Origin of the sequence: Shewanella sp., from assembly GCF_048265805.1 — a bacterium.
Classification (GTDB): Bacteria; Pseudomonadota; Gammaproteobacteria; order Enterobacterales; family Shewanellaceae; genus Shewanella.
In genome coordinates this window covers 39,711-59,622 of record NZ_JBLXAT010000016.1, presented here as the reverse complement: position 1 = coordinate 59,622, position 19,912 = coordinate 39,711, and the positions used below count along the sequence as shown (strand labels likewise).

Below are 19,912 nucleotides of genomic sequence, written 5' to 3'. Positions count from 1 at the left end.
TTTTGCCGTTGATAGCGCGTGAGTTAGGCAACACGGTGAGGTGCCGTGTAGTGATGCACCAGCAACAGCACCTAACGCGTTTAATTTGAACAAAAGCTAAACATCAAAAGTCAGCAGCTCTAAGCAAAACGCACACCGCGAGTGGCACTTTGCTGACAATGCGGGTCATACAAGCTGTTAACGATAAGGTGGAGCCGTCGCACCTATCAGCCAGCACTAACAAGGAAAGCAACAATGAATCTCTATAAAAAACTGGGTGTGTTAAGCGCTGCGGCGCTGGTGACCGTGAGTTCGGCAGTTTGGGCGGCACCTAAATTTATCAACGTGCTGACCGGAGGCACCAGTGGCATCTATTACCCGATAGGTGTGGCGTTATCGCAGTTGTATGGCAATAACATTGATGGCGCAAAAACCTCAGTACAAGCGACCAAAGCGTCAGTGGAAAACCTTAACTTGTTGCAAGCTAATCGTGGCGAGCTAGGCTTTGCCCTAGGTGACTCAGTAGCTGCCGCATGGAAAGGCGATGCCGATGCGGGCTTTAAAAAGCCGTTAGATAAAATCCGCTTAATTGCGGCCATTTACCCGAACTACATTCAGATTGTGGCCAACAAAGATGCTGGCATTAAAAGCTTGGCTGATTTGAAAGGTAAACGGGTGTCTGTTGGCGCGCCTAAATCGGGCACAGAGTTGAATGCGCGCGCCATTTTTGCCGCTGCGGGAATTACTTATGATGACCTAGGGGCGGTGGAATATCTACCTTACGCTGAATCAGTTGAGCTGATGAAAAACCGCCAGTTAGATGCCACCTTGCAGTCGTCTGGTTTAGGCATGGCGGCGTTCCGCGATCTGGCCTCCACTATGCCTGTGAACTTTGTGCCCATCCCTGAAGAGGTGATTGCCAAAATCGGTAACGCAGCGTTTCAACCTGGGGTGATCCCGGCTAACACCTACGATGGTCAAGACGCCGATGTGCCCACCATCGCCATTCAAAACATGTTGGTCAGCCATAAAGATGTGCCGGATGATGTGGCCTACCAAATGGCGAAGCTGATCTTTGAAAACTTGGATTATCTAAGTAACGCTCATGCCGCCGCCAAAGCGATTAAGCTCGAAAATGCGGTCAGTCCTGCCATTCCGTTGCACCCAGGTGCCGCACGTTATTACAAAGAAGTGGGTGTCATTAAATAGTACTCGCGTAAGCAGTACCACCTCAGAGTTCTCTTCGGCGTTACGCCGAAGAGATTGGCTGTTTCTGAATGTTGCGAGGACTTCATGACTGATTCCCACCAAGGGCTCAATGCCAAGACTAACGAGTGGCCGTTAGCGCTGTTTATTGTGGCGCTCACGTTTTCTGCGTTCCAATTGATCACCGCGGCGTTTCATCCGGTATCGAGCCAAGTGCTGCGGGCAGTACACGTCGGCTTTTTACTGCTGATTGTGTTTATCACTTATCCCACTTCGAAGCGCCATCCATTCAAGCCCTTTGGCTGGCTGCTCGGGATTTTGGGGTTTGGTACGGCGATTTATCAATGGGTGTTTGAGGCGGATCTGATCTATCGCTCCGGCGAGCTGACTACTGAAGACCTGATTGTAGGCACCTTGCTCATTGCGTTAGTGTTTGAAGCGGCACGGCGGGTGATGGGCTTTGCCCTGCCATTAATCTGTACCGTGTTTTTAGGTTATGGCTTATTTGGTCAGTACCTGCCGGGTGACTTGATGCACCGTGGCTACGGCTTTGATCAGATAGTGAATCAATTGTCTTTTGGCACCGAAGGCTTTTACGGCACGCCAACTTACGTTTCGGCGACCTATATCTTCCTGTTTATTTTGTTTGGCGCCTTCCTCGAACAGGCGGGCATGATCAAACTGTTTACCGATTTCGCTTTGGGCTTGTTTGGTCACAAGTCGGGCGGCCCTGCGAAGGTGTCGGTGGTGTCATCGGCGTTGATGGGCACCATTACCGGCTCTGGCGTGGCTAACGTGGTCACCACTGGCCAATTCACTATTCCACTGATGATGCGTTTTGGCTACCGTAACGCCTTTGCCGGGGGCGTAGAAGCTACCTCCAGTATGGGCAGCCAAATTATGCCGCCGATCATGGGCGCGGTAGCGTTCATTATGGCGGAAACCATCAATGTCGAATTTATCGAGATTGCTAAAGCCGCATTAGTCCCCGCGATGTTGTACTTCGGCTCGGTGTTTTGGATGGTGCATCTCGAAGCAAAACGCGCAGGTTTGAATGGTCTGGCCAAAGAGGATTGCCCCAATCCGTGGCGTGCGCTCAGCCAACGCTGGTATCTGTTGATCCCGCTGGTGGTGCTGATAGGTTTGCTGTTCTCCGGCCGGACGCCGCTGTTTAGTGGCACGGTGGGTTTGTCGCTCACTGCGCTGGTGATCCTTGGCTCGGCGATTGTGATGCAAGTGTCGTCTAAATGGTTGCGGCTGGTGTTTTGGATTGCGCTTGGCATTTTGTGTGCTGGCTTCTTCCAAATGGGCATCGCGGTGGTGTTTGGTGTGATTGCTGTGCTCGTGGTGGTGTGTTGGTTTATCAAAGGTGGCCGCGACACATTGCAAATCTGCTTACACGCGCTGGTGGATGGTGCGCGCCATGCCGTACCGGTAGGGATTGCTTGCGTGCTGGTGGGGGTGATTATCGGTATCGTGTCGCTCACTGGTGTGGCGTCAACTGTGGCGGGTTACATTCTGCATGTCGGTCAAAATAATCTGTTCCTGTCGCTGGTACTAACCATGATCACCTGCTTAGTGCTGGGCATGGGCATTCCGTCGATCCCTAACTACATCATCACCAGTTCGATTGCCGCTCCGGCTTTGCTCGACCTGGGCGTGCCGCTGATTGTGTCGCACATGTTTGTGTTCTATTTCGGCATTATGTCGGACTTAACCCCGCCAGTGGCGTTGGCCTGTTTTGCTGCGGCGCCGATAGCCAAAGAGCGCGGTTTGAAGATCAGTCTGTGGGCGATTCGTATCGCCATTGCCGGTTTTATTATTCCGTTTATGTCGGTGTATTCCCCTGCATTAATGCTGCAAAGCGACAGCACCACGGCGATCATCTACGTGGTGTTTAAAGCGGCGTTGGCGATTGGTTTGTGGGGCGCGGTGTTTACCGGATATCTCACTAAACCGCTGCGTTGGTGGGAGCGGATTTGGGCGTTTGCGGGGGGCGCATCGTTGATTTTGGCGACCCCAATGAGTGATGAACTCGGTTTTGCGCTGGTGGGCACATTCCTGCTGCAACATCTGGGACGCGATTTTTTAGCGCGTCGTAACGCCTGATGTTAGGGCTGTGTTTAGGCTTCGCTGGACAGGTGTGGGCGCAAGTCGCCATTGAACAAGGGCAAGGTGAGCAGTTCACTCTGAGCTGGCGTCATACGGTAGAAAAAATCCTCTGGCAAGAGGACTACCAACTGACGCCGCAAGGGCTGCAAATTGTGCAAGCGCGAGTGAAAGGCACGGGCGCGGGAATGGAGATCCCCGACGATGCCAAGTTCTACGATGACAGTTGGCATTATCAGCCGAAGCTGGCGCCGATCCCGCTGTTGCGCTTAGGCCGCGCGCCGGAAGCGGGTGATTATCAGTTATGTTTTAGCGGTAACTGCCAACCGCTGAGTCACTGGATCGGTGCGCCGAATCATCAAGTTGAGGCGGTGGAACTCTGGGCTTGTCCGTTGTCGCCCACCGCAAACAACGTGCCGAAATAACCTAAAAGATGACCAATAAAAACGGCGTGAGGTTAACCTCTCACGCCGTTTTTATTGCGCTTGTCATGCAAGCCGTATTAGGCGAACGCTGCTTTCCAACGTTCGCGCACACGGCGCGAACGGTCGTTGGCAAGTGGCGCTAACAAGGCGGCCGCATCGTCATAATCGCCTTCGAGCGCATCAATCAACGCCACCCGCTGATCGGTGCTGAGTTGGCTCAATAACGGGGCCAATTCGTTTTTGCGCGCTAGCGCGACCAGCCAATCGCAAGGGCTTTCATACACGCTATATTGCAGCGCGAATTTAACCAGTTGCAGTGGCGCGATGTCCAAATAACTCAGCCACTGCAAGGTGGCACCAATAGAAGCATTCTCCAGTTCTTCGCTGTCATGCTCATAGGCATATTGGCGTTGTTCAAGGTATTCGCTGTAGCTAATGCGCTGATAACGCAGTTGTGTCGCGCGCCAGAAACGCTGCATAAATTCGCTATCCAGCAGTTCAAACGTATCAGTATGGAAGTTAAACAGTAAGCTCAGCAGCCGTTGCTGTTGCTCAGTTTCCAATAGTGGCAGTAGATCAGCTATTTTAGCCCGCGAGTAAAGGCGTGGCAGCTCAAACCTGTCATGGCGCAGGTAGCGTTGCATTAGCAGCAGGGTGTCTGCCAGAGAAGCATGGCCAGCAATATAGGCCATCACTTGTTCAACCAATTGCTGCAAGCGGCCATGAAAATCAGGCAGTGCGGCGATGGCGCGATAAATCTCGCTGCGATCAAGCGACTCGGCAAACAGTAATACGCGGCCGTTTTCGGCCCCTTGTGCTAGCCCAGATGCGGGGACTGGCTCTCGGTAGTACAGCAGTTGCTGCGTTGCACCCTGCTGCTGACTAATGCTAATGGCGTACCATTGGTGATGGTCATGCGCTAGCCAGGCTTGGTGCATGTTGGCATCGGCAAAGGCGGGCAACTGTTGTTGCTCTTGGTAATCGAGCATTTGGCAGTCGCCAGCAAAATCGTGCAGCAGCACTTCATCCCACGAGAGCAGGTTGTAGCCCAGCGTGAGTTTGAGTGTGTGGGCGAGGCTTTGGTCGATCTCCGCTTGTAGCCGTGGCCGCAGCTTAGGCGACCGCAGCAGTAACTCTTCATAAAAGCAGATCTTGCGGTTTTCATCGATCCATTGCAGTTGCTGCTGCAGTGCTTGAGCTTTGCGCTTTAACAGCGGATGACGCAGTCGTTTCAGTTGCTCCAGCCAATGCTGATATTGCTGCGGCTGTTGGTCGAAATGGCAAATGCTGATCTGAAACGCATCAAGCAGCGCGCTGCTAACCCCCGCTTTTTGGGCGGCGGCACAAAATGCCTGCTGTGCTTGCGCTTCCCACTCCACACGGTACGGATAATGACTATAAAGCATTGCCACTTGTTTGAGCGTGCGTATCGGCGCGATTTGCAGGAGCACTTGCCACAACTGTTTGAGGCGCGGGTTGTGCGCTTGCTGCCAAAAACACAGTAAAATCAGGTGGCTGGCGCTAGCGTCTTCAAATAATTCATAGCGTGGCTGCTGCGCACTGAAATAATGATAGGGGACAAGGTCGCCGACCGTTGGCGTGTCCTGTTTTAGTCGTGCTTGCAGCAGTTGGGTGAGTGCGGCGCCATCGCGGCTGGCCGCCTCCAATTGCTGCATTAGCTCGGCTTGCGAGTCATCTGCCGCATGGCAGTGGTTAGCAATGAGCGCCAGTAGCGTTTGCCAGCACTGGTCGCTGCTCAACTGTTGTTGCAGCTGCGTTGCTTGTGTGGGCTCGCTGGCATGGCCGCTATGCAACAGCCAAGCGCGTAAGCTGTTGTGGGCAAGTTGAGTGGCTAGCTGCTCGACTTCGTCAACAGTATCGACATCGGCTTGCGGCCAATAGTCGTCACGCGCCAACTGCGGTGCTTCACGCAGCAACTGTGTGAAACGGTTGAGGGTTTCTTGATGGATTTCATCGGCGTCTTGTTGCCAATCTTTGAGCAATACTTTGAAGCGCTGCTGACGTGCAGCCTCGGGTTGATCAGCATTTTGGTTGTAACGCTGAAAAAATGCCTGCTCAGATAGCAACTCATGGCGTTCACACAGCTGATCACGCCATTCATCCGGCGCTTGTTCAAGCCCAGCGAGACGAAACCACAGGTCGAAATGACGCAGCAGTTGCTGTTGACCATCACTGGGCTGTTGCTGTGGTAATAAGTCGGTTAAGGCGGCTGGTACGGCCTCATTGGCTAGGCTGCTAATTACTGGCGCAAGGTGGTAACAGAGATCGCTCAACAGGCTGGCATTGTCGTCGCAGAGGAAACTCCACTCTTCGAGTATACGGTACAATTCAGGCGCAAGTTGGCGGCTCTGTTCTAGCAAATCGACGCATTGTAGCTGTTTAAGCTGTTCAGCGTCGGTGCCATCACGCCAGTAGCGCCATAATGACTCGCCTTGCGGTTGCGCCAATATCAGCGTTTTGAAGCCGCTAAGCAGTTGCAGTGCGTAGTCGAACTCAGTGTCTTCGTTATCGGGATAAATCGTTTCTTGCTGATAAATCAGCGGTTTGTCAGTCAGTGCGCTAATGGCTTGCTGTAGATCATAAGCGGTGTCTTCCACACTAGCATCGACAAATTGCTGTTCCAGCACGGCATCGCGGTCGAGGTCCCAACGTTCAGTTAACGGTAGCGCCGACAACAAAATATCTAACACCGGTTCATTGGCTTCAAATTGCTCGTCATCGCGCGCCAACATCTGCCCATTGAGAAAACGTGCTTGCAGTATCTGTTTAAAGCACTGGTAGAGGTTAGCATCTTGGCGCAGTGCGTCGATAAGCGGCGGGTTATAACACTCGTCACTCTCACCATCCATAAACATCTGCCAGCGGAACTCGCTATTATCACACCAGATAAAGGCAGCAATATTGTCCTGGTTCCAACCTTCGCGGCTGACATAATCGGCTAAATACTCGTGATAGCCACTGGTATGCTCATCGTCCCAATACGGCACCAGTAGTTGCGACAGATAGCGGCGTAAGCTCGGTTCATAACAGCCATACAGGTAAAGGGCTTCAACACCGTAGACGCGCATATCATCGAGCCACATATCGCTGGTGTCGTTGTAATAACGGGCATGCTCACACAGGGCGCGGGCGGTATGGCGCAAAGCGATTTGGAGTGGCGTGTTGTTATCGGCGTGACCGATAGCGATGGCAAACAGCAGTGCTTCGGACACATGGGTATCGTCATCGTCGCCAATGTGTTCATCGATTTCAAATGGGTCTGGCCCCATGCTGTACGCACGTTGTAGCCACGCCACATGTTGTGGATTGGGGACATCGCTCAGCTGTAGGCGCCGCGGTTGCTGCGCGGCATCCAGCGCCATAAATTCCACGTCATAGTGACGCTCGCGGGTAGAGAGAATGCGCTGTTCCTCGAGCAAGGTTTGGTACTGGTTGAGTGCGTCGACAACGCTGGTGGCGTCGAGTGGATTGAAACTTATCTTGGTGTTTTTAGGGAAATACATCATCGTCCTGATCGGTGTATTGCTGTTTTTACTGCGGCAGTAAAAACAGCGGTGCCTTATGGCACTGCTAACATGTTATCTTGAGGGGCGGCTAACTGCTCGCGCTGCAAGCGTTTTTGCCGTTTGTAGGCTAAGGCGTCGTCTGGCACTTTGGAGACCTTGCCTGTCGTCAGCCAGCGTTTTAGACGGGTAGCATCGGCAATATGGGTGTATTTACCGAAGGAATCGAGTGCCACAAAGGCCACATTGCGATGGCCCATTTTGGTGACCATCACCAAGCAGTGGCCAGCATCATCGGTGTAACCCGTTTTGGTGAGCTGAATTTTCCAACTCTTACGGTTTACCAGTGGATTGGTATTATAAAACGCCAAACTGTAGCGCGGATGTTGGAACGTAACGCTGCGGCTAGAGGCGGTACTGAGTTCGCCAATGATGGGATAGTGCTGAATCGCTTTGACCAATTTGACCAGATCGGCCGCCGTTGAAATATTATGCGAAGACAAGCCGGTAGGTTCTTCAAAATGGCTGTTGTGCATGCCGAGCGCTTTGGCTTTGGCATTCATCGCCGCGACAAAGGCATCAAAGCCACCAGGGTAGCTGTGCGCTAGCGTGGTGGCGGCGCGGTTTTCTGAGGCCATCAATGCCAATGCTAGCGCTTCTTTGCGGGTTAGCGTGCTACCGAGACGGATACGCGACACCACATTCTGCATAATCGGCGACTGGCTCACGTCAACGGTGATCGACTCATTCAGCGGTAAGCCAGCATCCAATACCACTAACGCGGTCATCAACTTGCTGACGGAGGCGATGGGAGTGATGAGGTCAGATGCCTCTGAATATAAGGTTTTACCCGAGTCGAGATCGACCAGCATGGCACTTTGTGACGCCATGTTTTGCTTTGTTGTCGGAAGCTTAGAAGCGGCTTGTATCGCTGTCGACACCAGTATCAGGCAACAAACTGTGGCAGTGAAAAGTCGTTTCAACATCGGCTATCAAGGGGTCATCAGGTGGTGAAAAATCGAAGCCAAGTGTAATAAAAACCGCAGTGAGTGCAAGGGAACTACCGATTAATTTACTGAATTCAGTACTCACGCGGGATGCCGTTTGGGCATCCCGCAGCGCAATAATGATAGCGAGGAGATTAGTCTAACTGTAGATCGTTAAAGCTGCGCACATGGCGGAAACTGCCGGAGGCCACCGCGGGATCACGCAACATTTGGCAAGTTTGCAAGCCTGCGGCTTGGGCGGCTTTGAGTTCTTCGGCGAGATCAGACACAAACAACACCTGTTTTGGCGCCATGCTGATGGTGTTGATGATATTACAGTATGCCTGCTTATCCAGTTTGCCACCGGTACGGGTATCAAAATGGCCGTTAAATAGCTCGGTTAAGTCGCCACCATCGCTATGACCGAACAGCAGTTTTTGTGCTTCTACTGAGGCAGATGAAAAACTATACAGGCGAATACCACGGGCTTTAAAACGCGCGGCAGCATCGATGAAGTCAGGGAAAATATGGCCTTTAAACGCACTTTTGCCATAGCCTTCTTTCCAGATTAACCCTTGCAAGGTTTTCAGAGGCGTGGCCTTGCGATCTTCTCGCACCCATTGCTGCAGAATTTCTGCTACGCGTGCTAATGAGGCATCTTCTTCAAGCGCCATTTCACGCGTATCACAAATGCAGTTATCAACTAACACATCTTTTTGATGCTGCATTAAAAACGCTGGCATCGCTTCAATGGAATAAGGAAATAGCACATCGTGAATGAATGCGTCATCCGTGGTGGTTCCTGCTGTGTCAACAATAATGGCTCTGATGCCCATGAGATGGATACTCCCGAGACTCCTTGTGATCGCTGAGAGAATACTAAGCGTTATTGCCGCATTTGACCAGTGAATAACCCGTAAACACTGCAGTATTGGCATACGTGATTGTAGCGTTAAAACAGATGAGCTATGCCTTTGTTTTTATCAAGGCTACCCAGTGTTTGCATGAGGCGGTATTAGAGGAAAGGCGATTTGCCTATGCCGTTCAATTACCTGAGCTACTTACTAACAAGCGCGATTAGGCTCTACCGTGGCAGCTAGTGTGACGACAACTTTACTTAAGCAAACAAGCAAAGTGTGAACTAAGGCTAAGATTGATTATCTGTGCAGAATTCGTGCTTGTTTCTCAGGTTTTAGAGGTCTAGGGTATAAAACAGAGTTCAAAACGATGGCGAGTTTGATGCGTAATCTGTTGTTGGTCATTACATTGATATTGACGCTGGTGGGGCAAGGTATGATTGCCAACCACAGCTTTGCTATGTCGATGTCTGCACCAGCTTCTAGCGCAGCAATGGCAAGCCAACATAGCGCCGCTGCACCGATGGATTGCTGCCAAGGTATGGATAGTTGCCATTGTGATATGTCGAGCCACCAATGTGCTTCCGCTGCTGGGTGTATCGCCCATTGCAGTGCCGTTTCTGCCATTATTGCAATGGCTGTTGTTACTCCGCTCAACACGCTGACACAGCGCATTAGCGTTCCACTTTGGAGCGTACAAACTGCCGATAGTCATGTGCAAACGCCTCCCCCAAATTTAGCGTAAATCTTCTCTATTACCGCTCTGTGCGGCCAATTTTTACGATTTAACCGATTTACGATTTAACTAATTTGGGAATTATGACTATGTGTGTATCTCTGACTAAAACTGTTATTGCTGCTTCTTTAACTCTGGCTGCTGTTGTTGCACCGTTAGCTTCTGCTGCCACGCTGCACGTGCCTGACAGCATTGAAATTAGCAGTGTCGATGGCCAAGCGGTTACTCCGCTGAATCGTATCAACCTCACTGAGGGAGATCATCTTATCACCCTAAAATATAACGATTATTTTAGTGCGTATGCCGATGACTCAGGTGATTGGGTAAGCTCAAAAACATTGTTTGCGCATATCAAGGTGGGCGACCAACCCCAACTGACGTTAACTACCCCAGCGATTGACAACGCTGCCGAAGCGCGGGCGTTTGTTATGCAACCAAGGTTGCAGTTAACCGATAACCAAGGCTTAAGCGATACCGTGGAACTGCAATCGCAAGCCGCCGTGCTGAGCCAATTGTTAGCGAGTCGCTAAGTGTAACGGTGTAACTTTCCCCAGTGAGCAAGCCCCGCGTCAAGCGGGGCTTTTTCTTGCTTAAAACGGCGAGAATTTATGCAGAGTTTTGTTAAATCGTGAGATCTAACGTGCCAAAAAATTAAGAAAATGTGAAGATATGACGCTTAATTATAAGGATGTTATCTGGATGGTTTACAGGTAATGGATAACCCATCATCACAGGTGTTGTTAAGTAGTATGGCAAAGTTGAATGCATTAACAAAGCTGGGGGTCAGTACCGCGTGCGTGGTCTGTCTGTTGTTGTTAGCCGGTTGTGGAAGGAAATCACCATTAGCGGAAGTGTGCCACGACAACCCGTTGGTTTGTCGCGATTTAGACTTAGATGCGACTTGCCGAGAGCGCCGCACGCCGTTGTTGGAATTACGGCTAGCGATTAAACGGCAGCAAGTAACGGCAGATGACGAGACCCAATTCAAATTACTGCAAATACTGGAGTCGTATAACACCTGTTTGAAGCGAGCGGCGGGGATTCAGCATGTGAACAACCCGTCGTTAACCAGTAATGCGCAGCGGGCATACGCGTTGACATCAGAGAGTTTGCTGGAGCTACAACGGCAGACCCAAGGGCGCGACAACGCGCATCTGGCCTTTTATCACTGGACTAAATTGGGTGATGGTAACGCGCTTGCGGTGCTTAATGAGCTGCAATCACACAACCAAATTCACGATGCGTACATTCTGGCGGGGCTTGGCACTGATCGTCTGCGGCGTGAGCCGGAACAAGCGCGGGAGCTGTTTTTGCAGGCGTTACAAAATGCCACACCAGAGCAATTTGTGGCGGATTGGTTGTTAGCCTTAGCCAGTGTGACACCGGATGTAGAGTTACAATATCTGCTGCAAAAAACCAATGTGGTGCTGACTGGCCGAGGAGTCAATCAGCGCATGCTCGCCGATGTGTTGGGCGCCCATCGTGCCGCACAGGCGGGGCTTGATACTGAGGCGCAGCAGTTAGCGCAAGCATTGCAGCAAGGCGAGTATCAGCAGAGCCACTGGCCAGAGCGTTTAGCCTATACCGAACCTGTGTTGCAGGTGCCTGCGGCGGGGGCAACGGACAACGCTAGCGTCAGTCATCCCAGCGCAGCCTCTACCACGCGCTAGTTACATACAACAACGCCGAACACTGAGGTTCGGCGTTGTTGTCTCTGCGGTTAGCGCTTATTTTTTCGGGCGGAACGGTTTGATCACCGCTTCGTCGCACTCCAAATACGGGCCTTCCATCAGATCGATACAATAAGGAATGGCTGGGAATACCGCATCCAAACATTCACGAATCGATTTAGGTTTACCTGGCAGGTTAACAATCAGTGTATCTGCACGTAATCCAGCAGTTTGACGCGACAAAATGGCCGTTGGCACATATTGCAGTGACACTTGGCGCATCAATTCGCCAAAGCCTGGCATCATGCGGTCACATACCGCTTCAGTGGCTTCTGGGGTGACGTCGCGTTTAGCGGGGCCAGTGCCACCTGTGGTGACAACTAAGCTGCAGCCATCTTCATCTGCCATACGGATCAACGTGGCTTCAATCACATCGCGCTCATCTGGGATCACTTCATAAACGGGTTCCCATTCGCTAGTGAGGTAATCATTCAGGGTATCGATAATTGCTTTGCCTGACAGATCTTCGTACACCCCCGCGCTAGCGCGGTCGCTGACAGTGACAATTCCGATTTTAGCTTTTCCCATCTTTTACTCCACAATCTTCTTCGGCAGTATAAAAGCGCCACAATAGCATAATCGTGGCAAAAGAGCCTGCGCTGCTTATGCGCTGGCGAGGGTAGCTGCCAAGTACACCACGTTATCGCGCCCCTGTGCTTTGGCTTGGTAGAGCGCGATGTCGGCACGGCGCATCAGTTGCGTCAGTGATTCATGAACGTTTTGCGCTTGAGTCACGCCAATACTGGCACTCTTATGGCCTACGACAGGGAATTGATATTGGTTGATCTGTTGCTGTAATTGCTGCGCCACATTCAGGGCATCGGTGCCTATAGTGCTGGGCAGAATGATAAAAAACTCTTCGCCACCAAAGCGGCCAACGTGATCTTGTTGGCGCACGTTACGTTTGAGCAACTGGGCGAAGTGCGATAACACTTTATCGCCTGCATCGTGACCAAATTCGTCATTAACCGCTTTAAAGTGGTCAATATCCAACATGATCAATGATATGGGTTGTTTGTGCGTGGTGGCCAATTGCCTTTCTTGCTCAAACAGCTGCGACATTTTCTCACGGTTCCACAACTGAGTCAGTGGGTCACGGCTGGCCAACGCGGCTAGTTCCAGTGTTTTCTCATAAAGAGAGTAATGGGTGCGCTCTAGCACTAAGGCGCTGACAAAACCAAAGCTAAAGGCGGAAAACAGCCACATCACATGCCAACTAAGAAAAGGGCTAGGTAGATCTGCCTGAAAGCTGCTTACAAGAATTATGATGCAACTGCTGGTTGCAGAGATTAATGCATGTGCTAACCGTAGCCCTGAGATGGCAAAAATCCACATAATGCTCAGGTACAGCTCGGGGGCAAAGTCACTAAAGTTGCCTGAGTTAATATTTAAGTACACGTTGACGCAATTGGCACCAATAGGGGCGAGAATCAGCAACAGCGACATGGCGCGATGGTATTGAGGGAAGTGCGTCAAAATGCCCACGATTGCCATGGTCACCGGTACCAGTACGGCATGGCACAAGAAACGCTCAATATCGTAGTTGGGCACGATCTGATATTCGATAACGGTGTAAACCAGATACAGCAGTGTGGTGACTAGCGCGATATAACGAATTTGCGGAAGGCGAGCATGCAAGGCCCAAGTGTGAAAATCACCGAGTTGCTGTGAGGACGCAACGTTTACATTGTTATTATTTTTTTTTTAGAAACCATCCAACCATCTAGATTATTGCCTCAAAGAGTCATCGACTAGGCTCCCCATTCTGACGGCGAATAAGTGTTAGCTAGTCAGCGTTGTTGGTATCCCTTGCTCTCAAAAACATCGCGTTAGATGTTGTTTGCTAAGCATATAAGTTAGTACTCAATGAGTATATGTCGTTGTGAGAAAAATGCTGTCCCAAGCAGATTACTGCCCATGGGCGAGCAGTCGCCGTGCTTGCCAAAATGCATCGCGCCAATAGGGGGTATTCAATGACGAGATGGTCACGCCTTCACTGGTGGATGCATGCATAAAGTTATTATGGCTCAAATAAATGCCGACGTGACGACTACTCCAACCGGTTTTAAAAAACACTAAGTCACCGCTGACTAGTTCCGAACGCGCAATTTTGACCCCGTATTGTGCCTGTGCCGCGGTGGTGCGTGGTAAACGGATATTGGCCAGTTGTTGGTAAGTGAGTTGCACAAACGCGGAACAATCAATACCGTGTTTGCTATTACCGCCATAACGGTAAGGCACCCCACGCCACTGCTGCTCAAAGGCGGCTAAGGTGTTTACCGGCAATAGCTGTTGGTTGGTGCTGGGGCCGCTGACTTTGGCAGGCTCAGGAGCACTGCTACAACCTGCAAGTAACAGCGTGATGAATATCAGTAGGAAAGGTAAATAGGTGCGCAACGTCAGTCCCGATTTAGCAAGGATATGCCTCAGACTAGCAGCTCCATGATGAATTAGACAACGAGCAGTCGCTTAGCCGCGCCGTTGCGCCGCCAAAAAGTGGTGGTGAACGTGCAATAAGAAAGGCCGCTTTAGCGACCTTTTTAATAAAATCAGGCGACTAACGCTTGATTTAACGCATAGTAACAAACTCTTCTGCACCGGTTGGGTGGATGGCGACCACGGCGTCGAAGTCTGCTTTGGTGGCGCCCATTTTAATGGCGACGCCAAAGCCTTGCAGGATCTCATCCATGCCAAAACCGATACCGTGAATACCAACCACTTTTTCATCATCACCGACGCAAACCAGTTTCATTTTGCATGGTTGACGATGGGCTGTTACTGCGGTGTACATGGCGGTAAAACCAGAGCTATAGACTTTGACTTTATCGGCGCCATAACGGGCGATGGCTTCTGGCTCAGATAAACCCATGGTGCCAATCGGTGGATGGCTGAATACCACTGTTGGAATGCAATCGTAATCCATTTTGGCGTCTGGCATGTTGCCAAACAGGCGTTCTGATAGCAGACGTCCGGCTTTAACTGCTACGGGCGTTAGCTCAACGCCGCCAGACATGATGTCACCAACGCAATATATTCCTTCAGCAGCGGTGTTTTGCTGGGCATCAGTGATGATGTAGCCGCGCTCGTCACGTGCAACGTCAGTATGTTCTAGGCCGATATTGTCGGTAGATGGATGGCGACCAATCGCCCAAATCAGGCTATCAACTTCATACTGTTCATCGTTTTCCAAGGTCAGCGTCAGGCTGCCATCGCTATTTTTGATGACCGATTTTGGCACGCTGTGGGTGTGTAAGGTCGGGCCATCGGCGGCCATCGCTTCCATCAGTGTTTCATATAGCATTGGGTCGAAGTTACGCAGTGGGGCATGTTTACGCACAAATAGGTGGGTTTCACTGCCCAGTGCTTGCAATACGCCAGCGATCTCAACCGCGATATAACCCGCGCCGATTACCGCTACACGTTTAGGTTGTTGTGTCAGGGCAAAGAAACCATCAGAATCGATACCATATTCCGCGCCTGGAATATTCGGAATTGTCGGTGCTCCGCCGGTAGCGATCAGGATATGGTCAGCAGAGTACTGCTCGCCGTTGACTTCAATAGTGTGATTATCCACAAAGCGACCATAACCGTTGACCACGGTCACTTTATTGTTGCCCAAACCACGTTCGTAAGAGCCATGAATACGGTCAATGTAGGCTTCGCGGCTGTTAACCAGCGTTTGCCAATCGAACTTGTTGATGCTGACATCAAAGCCATAATCTGCGGCGTACAGTTTCATGGCTTCGGCGATGTGGGCGCCGTACCACATCACTTTTTTCGGTACGCAACCGACGTTAACGCAAGTACCACCCAGCTGTTTGGCTTCAATCAGTAGTACCTTTGCGCCACGCATTGCCGCGCGGTTGGCGGAAGCGATACCGCCACTACCAGCCCCGAGGCAGATATAGTCAAAATGCTGTGCCATGTTTTACTCCATTGCTTGGATTGGCTGGCCAAAATTGGCCCTACAAGTCGGTTAATGCCAGCCATTGTAGGGAGATTTCCTTAGCCTTGCCAGCCTTCAACCACAGCAACTATAAGCCACAACGGGCGTGATCGCCTGCGGCTGGTCCCGCGCCATCGCACTTGAGACACTGCCACTGCTGTTGGTGTTCGCGCATTTCATCGTGGAAGTAATCCGCTAGGCGAGTCTCGGATTTTAAACGGCGTCTTAGTTCGCTCATGCGGCTGTGCAGCCAGCGGCAACCCGCATCATCGACTACTCGTGTCGTTTTGGCTGCCGCGTGATTTTTACTGCGCTGTGCCTTGACCTTAATGGGTGCCACTGTGGCTTCATCGGCGCGATATTGCAGCGCTGGGGCAAACTCCTGTGGCAGGGCAATGGGGTTGCCATCGGCATCTAATGCTTGATCTTGAGATTGCTTGAGTGGCGTGGTGTTGGTGAGTTCGGTGGCTGGCAACGTGCTACATACGAGCAGGAAACCGAGCATAAGCCGTGGCACGAGTGACATTCCTTGTCCTCCTGTTGATGACCATTCCGTGGGCCGAAGGGGATTTTTTCATCAACCAGTGTAAATAGACCCGCCGCGTCATGCCAGCATTAATCTGTCGCAGCAGCGCGTAGGGTATCAGGGGCGGTTGAATATGATACCTCCGTTACTAAAACTGATAGCTAAACATCACCCCGCCAAATGTTTGTTGTGTTTGGCATTGGTCGCCCTGCTCATCTTTGATGTCTCGCTGCGCGAGGGTGCGGCTGACATGTAACGCCAAGGCCCACTGTGAATTAACTTGCAGTTCGCCAACAACGCCAAATTGCAGGTTATTGAGGCCGTCATGGTCGGCGGTGGCAAAGCCAAAATCCCAGCCTTGGGTGACATAGGGCGCGAGTTCAAAGTTGTCGCTAAGGGGCCAATGCCCAGTGAGGGAAAACTCTAGAAAGCCGCCATTGGCCGCGGTGGCATGGGTGTAGACTAGCGTCGGCGTTAGCCACTCGATGGCTTGATACTCCAGCTGCGCCGCAAGTTCATTATCATGGCAGCGCTCATCGCCAAAAAACTCTAAGCGGGTATAGCTGCCAGTGAGTTGCCAATCGGCCAGTTGCAGTTGGTAACCGATGCCGCCATTAAACTCAATATAATCCTCGCTGGTGGCGATGCCTTGCCGTTCAAATAACAGCAGGGCGCCGTGATGATAATCGATGCCACTCCACACAATGCCGCCATTTGGCAGGTTGTTGCGTCCCTCGGAGATGTACTTACTCTCGCCATCCACATAGACGGCAATATCAGACTCGGCATGGCAGTAGCCAGCAACACAGCAGATAAGTAACGCTAACAGACACCCAGTTTTCATTGTGTCATTCCAAAGCTAAATGAGAATCGGCCTTATTATTGATGCGATTGTTGGGCGAAAATTTTAACTCGGCACCACTTTTGGCGGTGGTTAACAAAAAATAGTCAATTAAGTGCAAATTTGTGAGAGAAATAACGTAACGGCGGTGAAATCGAATGGGGCAATCGGTCAATACACCTTGATAAACAGCGTAGCAGACCTTATCTATAACCTCATATTCGCATTACAACGCGCAAGGAATCATCATGACTAATCCACTCGTTACCCCAGCGGAATTGCCACCGTTTTCACAGCTTAAAGCCGAACACATTCAACCCGCAGTTGAACACGCGATTGCTGCCAGCCGCAGCAAAATTGATGCGGTGCTCGCCAGCGGTGGCCCATATACTTGGAATAACTTGGTGGCACCACTGGAGCAAGTGGATGATGAACTCGGCAATATCTGGTCGCCAGTATCGCACTTGAATTCGGTCATGAGTAACGACAGCTGGCGCGCGGCGCACGATGCGTGTTTGCCGCTATTATCGGAATATGGCACTTACGTTGGGCAGCACCAAGGCTTGTATCAAGCGTATAAATCGCTGCACGCGTCAGATGAATTTGCCACGTTAAGTCAGCCGCAACAAACTGTGATTGAACATGCGCTGCGTGATTTTGAACTGTCAGGCATCGGCTTGGAAGACGCACAAAAAGCGCGTTATGGCGAAATTGTTAAACGCCTGTCAGAACTGACCAGCAAGTTTGCCAACCAAGTGCTGGATGCGACCCACGCGTGGCACAAATTAATTACCGATGAAGCCGAGCTAGCGGGTTTGCCAGAATCTGCCGTTGCCACAGCCAAAGCGATGGCTGAAGCTAAAGAAAAAGACGGCTGGTTGTTCACGCTGGATATTCCATCATACTTGCCAGTGCTGACGTACAGCGAAAACCGCGCGTTGCGCGAAGAGATGTATCGCGCCTTCTGCACTCGCGCCTCAGAGCAAGGGCCGAACGCCGGCGAATTTGATAACTCGCCAGTGATTGACGAAATTCTCGCGCTGCGCCATGAATTGGCACAACTGCTGGGCTTTGACAGCTACGCCGATAAATCACTTGCCACCAAAATGGCCGAATCGCCAGCGCAAGTGATCGCCTTCTTGAATGAGCTGGCGCTGCGCTCGAAACCGCAAGCCAAAACGGAATTGGACGAGCTGAAAGCCTTTGCTAAAGCACACTACGGCGTGGATGAAATGGCATCGTGGGATTTGTCGTTCTACGCCGAAAAACTCAAGCAACACACTTACGAAATCTCGCAAGAAGAACTACGCCCTTACTTCCCTGAAGACCGCGTATTAAACGGCCTGTTCTACACCGTAAAACGCCTGTTCGGCATGCGCGTGGAAGAGCAAGCTGGCGTTGATACTTGGCACAAAGATGTGCGCTTCTTCCACATCATTGACGAAACCAACACTCATCGCGGTAGCTTCTACCTCGACTTATATGCCCGTGAAGGCAAACGTGGTGGCGCGTGGATGGATGTGTGCCGCAGTCGTCGCCAAACGCCAAACGGTTTGCAAAAGCCGGTGGCGTATTTGACCTGTAACTTCAACGGCCCCGTCGGCGACAAACCCGCGCTGTTTACCCACGATGAAGTCACCACACTGTTCCACGAATTCGGTCACGGCATTCACCACATGCTGACGCAAATTGATGTTGGCGGCGTGTCTGGCATTAGCGGTGTGGCGTGGGATGCGGTCGAGTTGCCAAGCCAATTTATGGAAAACTGGTGCTGGTCAGAGGAAGCATTGGCGGAGATTTCTGGCCACTATCAAACCGGTGAACCACTGCCAAAAGCGATGCTGGATAAAATGCTAGCGGCGAAAAACTTCCAATCAGGCATGGCGATGGTGCGCCAGTTGGAATTCTCGCTGTTTGATTTCCGCTTACACCACGAATATGACCCAGCCGTAGGCGCGCGTGTGCAACAAGTGTTGGATGAAGTGCGTCAGCAAGTGGCAGTAGTGATCCCGCCTGAGTTTAACCGCTTCCAAAACGGTTTCTCGCACATTTTTGCCGGTGGATATGCCGCAGGTTATTACAGCTACAAGTGGGCAGAAGTGTTGTCGGCTGATGCGTTCTCCCGCTTTGAAGAAGAGGGTATCTTCAATGAAGAGACTGGCCGTAGCTTCCTGCACAATATTCTCGAAAAAGGTGGCTCCGAAGAACCAATGACCTTATTTGTGAATTTCCGCGGCCGTGAGCCGAACATTGATGCGTTGCTGCGCCACTCAGGCATTACGGCCTAATTGATGGTAAGTGCTTAAAAAAACCGGCGTATAAGCCGGTTTTTTACTGGCAGAGCCATAAAGATTGAGCAATTGGCGCTGGCGAGCGCTGGATACATTACCGTGATGTTTTAAATGATTGGTTAATTTAATGATTTTAAATGGGAAATTAAGTTTCCGTTGTCGCTTGTCAAGCTAGGTAGGGGATGTGTTAGATTAATTGCCGCTAACAAAAAGGACTGTGACGTCATGAACTTGTATTTTCGCCTTTTTTGGCTGTTTGTTTGGCGGTTACGCAGGATAAGCGCCATTGGATTTCTTGAAACCAGTCGCATGGCGCACCGTGTGTGGCCTTCGGATTGTGACATCAACATGCATCTCACCAACGCGCGTTATCCGGCGTTAATGGATCTTGGCCGCACCTATATGTTGGCTGAAATGGGACAGCTCAAGCCGTTATTAAAATTGAAATGGCTTCCGGTAGTGAACGCATCTGAATTCACCTTTATTAAAGATATCAAGCCATTACAGCCATTTCATTTAGATACCCGGGTGCTAGGCTGGGATGAAAAATATTTCTACATTGAACAACGCTTTGTTAGCGACCGTGGTTTACATGCCATTGCTAACGTGCGGGGGTTATTTGTCTGCAAAGGACGCAAGATCAGCTCACAAGAGTTAGTGGCGCAGGTGGGATTTGACGGCGTTGCCCCGCAGTTACCCGCTGCCGTTGAAGAATGGAAACTGATGCTGCAACGTAAAAAAGAGGAAAATCTTTAG

At 51.1% G+C, this 19,912-nt stretch carries 17 protein-coding genes; 8 read left to right on the top strand and 9 right to left on the bottom strand.

The annotated features are described in order from the left end of the window. Positions 1-234: 234 nt before the first annotated feature. The 3 genes from ACN0TT_RS12345 (at position 235) to ACN0TT_RS12335 (ending at position 3,719) form a co-directional block, all read left to right on the top strand. The gene (locus ACN0TT_RS12345; RefSeq protein ID WP_417762462.1) at positions 235-1,188 is read left to right on the top strand and encodes a TAXI family TRAP transporter solute-binding subunit; all 954 of its coding nucleotides are present in this window, start codon (positions 235-237) and stop codon (positions 1,186-1,188) included. An 84-nt stretch (positions 1,189-1,272) separates the two neighbouring features. Next, complete coding sequence (locus ACN0TT_RS12340) at positions 1,273-3,294, top strand: TRAP transporter permease (RefSeq protein ID WP_417762461.1); 2,022 nt, start codon at positions 1,273-1,275, stop codon at positions 3,292-3,294. Further along, positions 3,294-3,719 carry a DUF1850 domain-containing protein gene (locus ACN0TT_RS12335; protein ID WP_417762460.1) on the top strand — a complete coding sequence of 142 codons (426 nt, stop codon included), beginning with the start codon at positions 3,294-3,296 and terminating at the stop codon, positions 3,717-3,719. Before ACN0TT_RS12340 ends, ACN0TT_RS12335 begins: the two co-directional genes overlap by 1 nt. Positions 3,720-3,796: 77 nt before the next feature. Here ACN0TT_RS12335 and ACN0TT_RS12330 read toward each other — a convergent pair whose 3' ends face one another. From ACN0TT_RS12330 to mtnC, 3 genes are all read right to left on the bottom strand, one after another. Then, the gene (locus ACN0TT_RS12330; RefSeq protein ID WP_417762459.1) at positions 3,797-7,246 is read right to left on the bottom strand and encodes a hypothetical protein; all 3,450 of its coding nucleotides are present in this window, start codon (positions 7,244-7,246) and stop codon (positions 3,797-3,799) included. Positions 7,247-7,299: 53 nt separating this feature from the next. Next, positions 7,300-8,229, bottom strand: coding sequence for a D-alanyl-D-alanine endopeptidase (gene pbpG, locus ACN0TT_RS12325; protein ID WP_417762458.1), 930 nt, complete (start codon positions 8,227-8,229; stop codon positions 7,300-7,302). A 155-nt stretch (positions 8,230-8,384) separates the two neighbouring features. Then, positions 8,385-9,065, bottom strand: coding sequence for an acireductone synthase (gene mtnC, locus ACN0TT_RS12320; RefSeq protein ID WP_417762457.1), 681 nt, complete (start codon positions 9,063-9,065; stop codon positions 8,385-8,387). Between the two features lie 403 nt (positions 9,066-9,468). Between mtnC and ACN0TT_RS12315 the strand changes: the two genes are divergently transcribed. From ACN0TT_RS12315 to ACN0TT_RS12305, 3 genes are all read left to right on the top strand, one after another. Further along, entirely contained in the window at positions 9,469-9,831 is a 363-nt protein-coding gene (locus tag ACN0TT_RS12315) for a hypothetical protein (protein ID WP_417762456.1), read from the top strand. 80 nt (positions 9,832-9,911) lie between these two features. Next, complete coding sequence (locus ACN0TT_RS12310) at positions 9,912-10,352, top strand: DUF2057 family protein (protein ID WP_417762455.1); 441 nt, start codon at positions 9,912-9,914, stop codon at positions 10,350-10,352. 219 nt (positions 10,353-10,571) lie between these two features. Next, positions 10,572-11,492 (top strand): lipoprotein, encoded by a 921-nt coding sequence (locus ACN0TT_RS12305; protein WP_417762454.1) that lies wholly within the window; start codon positions 10,572-10,574, stop codon positions 11,490-11,492. A gap of 57 nt (positions 11,493-11,549) precedes the next feature. Here the strand turns inward: ACN0TT_RS12305 and mog are convergent, their stop codons facing one another. The 6 genes from mog to ACN0TT_RS12275 form a co-directional block, all read right to left on the bottom strand. Beyond that, positions 11,550-12,080, bottom strand: coding sequence for a molybdopterin adenylyltransferase (gene mog / locus ACN0TT_RS12300; RefSeq protein ID WP_417762453.1), 531 nt, complete (start codon positions 12,078-12,080; stop codon positions 11,550-11,552). 75 nt (positions 12,081-12,155) lie between these two features. Continuing rightward, positions 12,156-13,190: a diguanylate cyclase gene (locus ACN0TT_RS12295; protein WP_417762452.1), complete on the bottom strand. Its 1,035-nt coding sequence runs from the start codon at positions 13,188-13,190 to the stop codon at positions 12,156-12,158. Between the two features lie 270 nt (positions 13,191-13,460). Further along, positions 13,461-13,949, bottom strand: coding sequence for an NlpC/P60 family protein (locus ACN0TT_RS12290; protein WP_417762451.1), 489 nt, complete (start codon positions 13,947-13,949; stop codon positions 13,461-13,463). A gap of 172 nt (positions 13,950-14,121) precedes the next feature. Then, positions 14,122-15,477, bottom strand: a complete 1,356-nt coding sequence (gene gorA, locus ACN0TT_RS12285) for a glutathione-disulfide reductase (protein WP_417762450.1) — start codon at positions 15,475-15,477, stop codon at positions 14,122-14,124. Positions 15,478-15,586: 109 nt separating this feature from the next. Further along, positions 15,587-16,024 (bottom strand): hypothetical protein, encoded by a 438-nt coding sequence (locus ACN0TT_RS12280; protein ID WP_417762449.1) that lies wholly within the window; start codon positions 16,022-16,024, stop codon positions 15,587-15,589. 148 nt (positions 16,025-16,172) lie between these two features. After that, positions 16,173-16,868 carry a hypothetical protein gene (locus tag ACN0TT_RS12275; protein ID WP_417762448.1) on the bottom strand — a complete coding sequence of 232 codons (696 nt, stop codon included), beginning with the start codon at positions 16,866-16,868 and terminating at the stop codon, positions 16,173-16,175. A gap of 245 nt (positions 16,869-17,113) precedes the next feature. Between ACN0TT_RS12275 and prlC the strand changes: the two genes are divergently transcribed. Beyond that, positions 17,114-19,153, top strand: a complete 2,040-nt coding sequence (prlC, locus tag ACN0TT_RS12270; RefSeq protein WP_417762447.1) for an oligopeptidase A — start codon at positions 17,114-17,116, stop codon at positions 19,151-19,153. 228 nt (positions 19,154-19,381) lie between these two features. Further along, positions 19,382-19,912 (top strand): thioesterase family protein, encoded by a 531-nt coding sequence (locus ACN0TT_RS12265; protein WP_417762446.1) that lies wholly within the window; start codon positions 19,382-19,384, stop codon positions 19,910-19,912.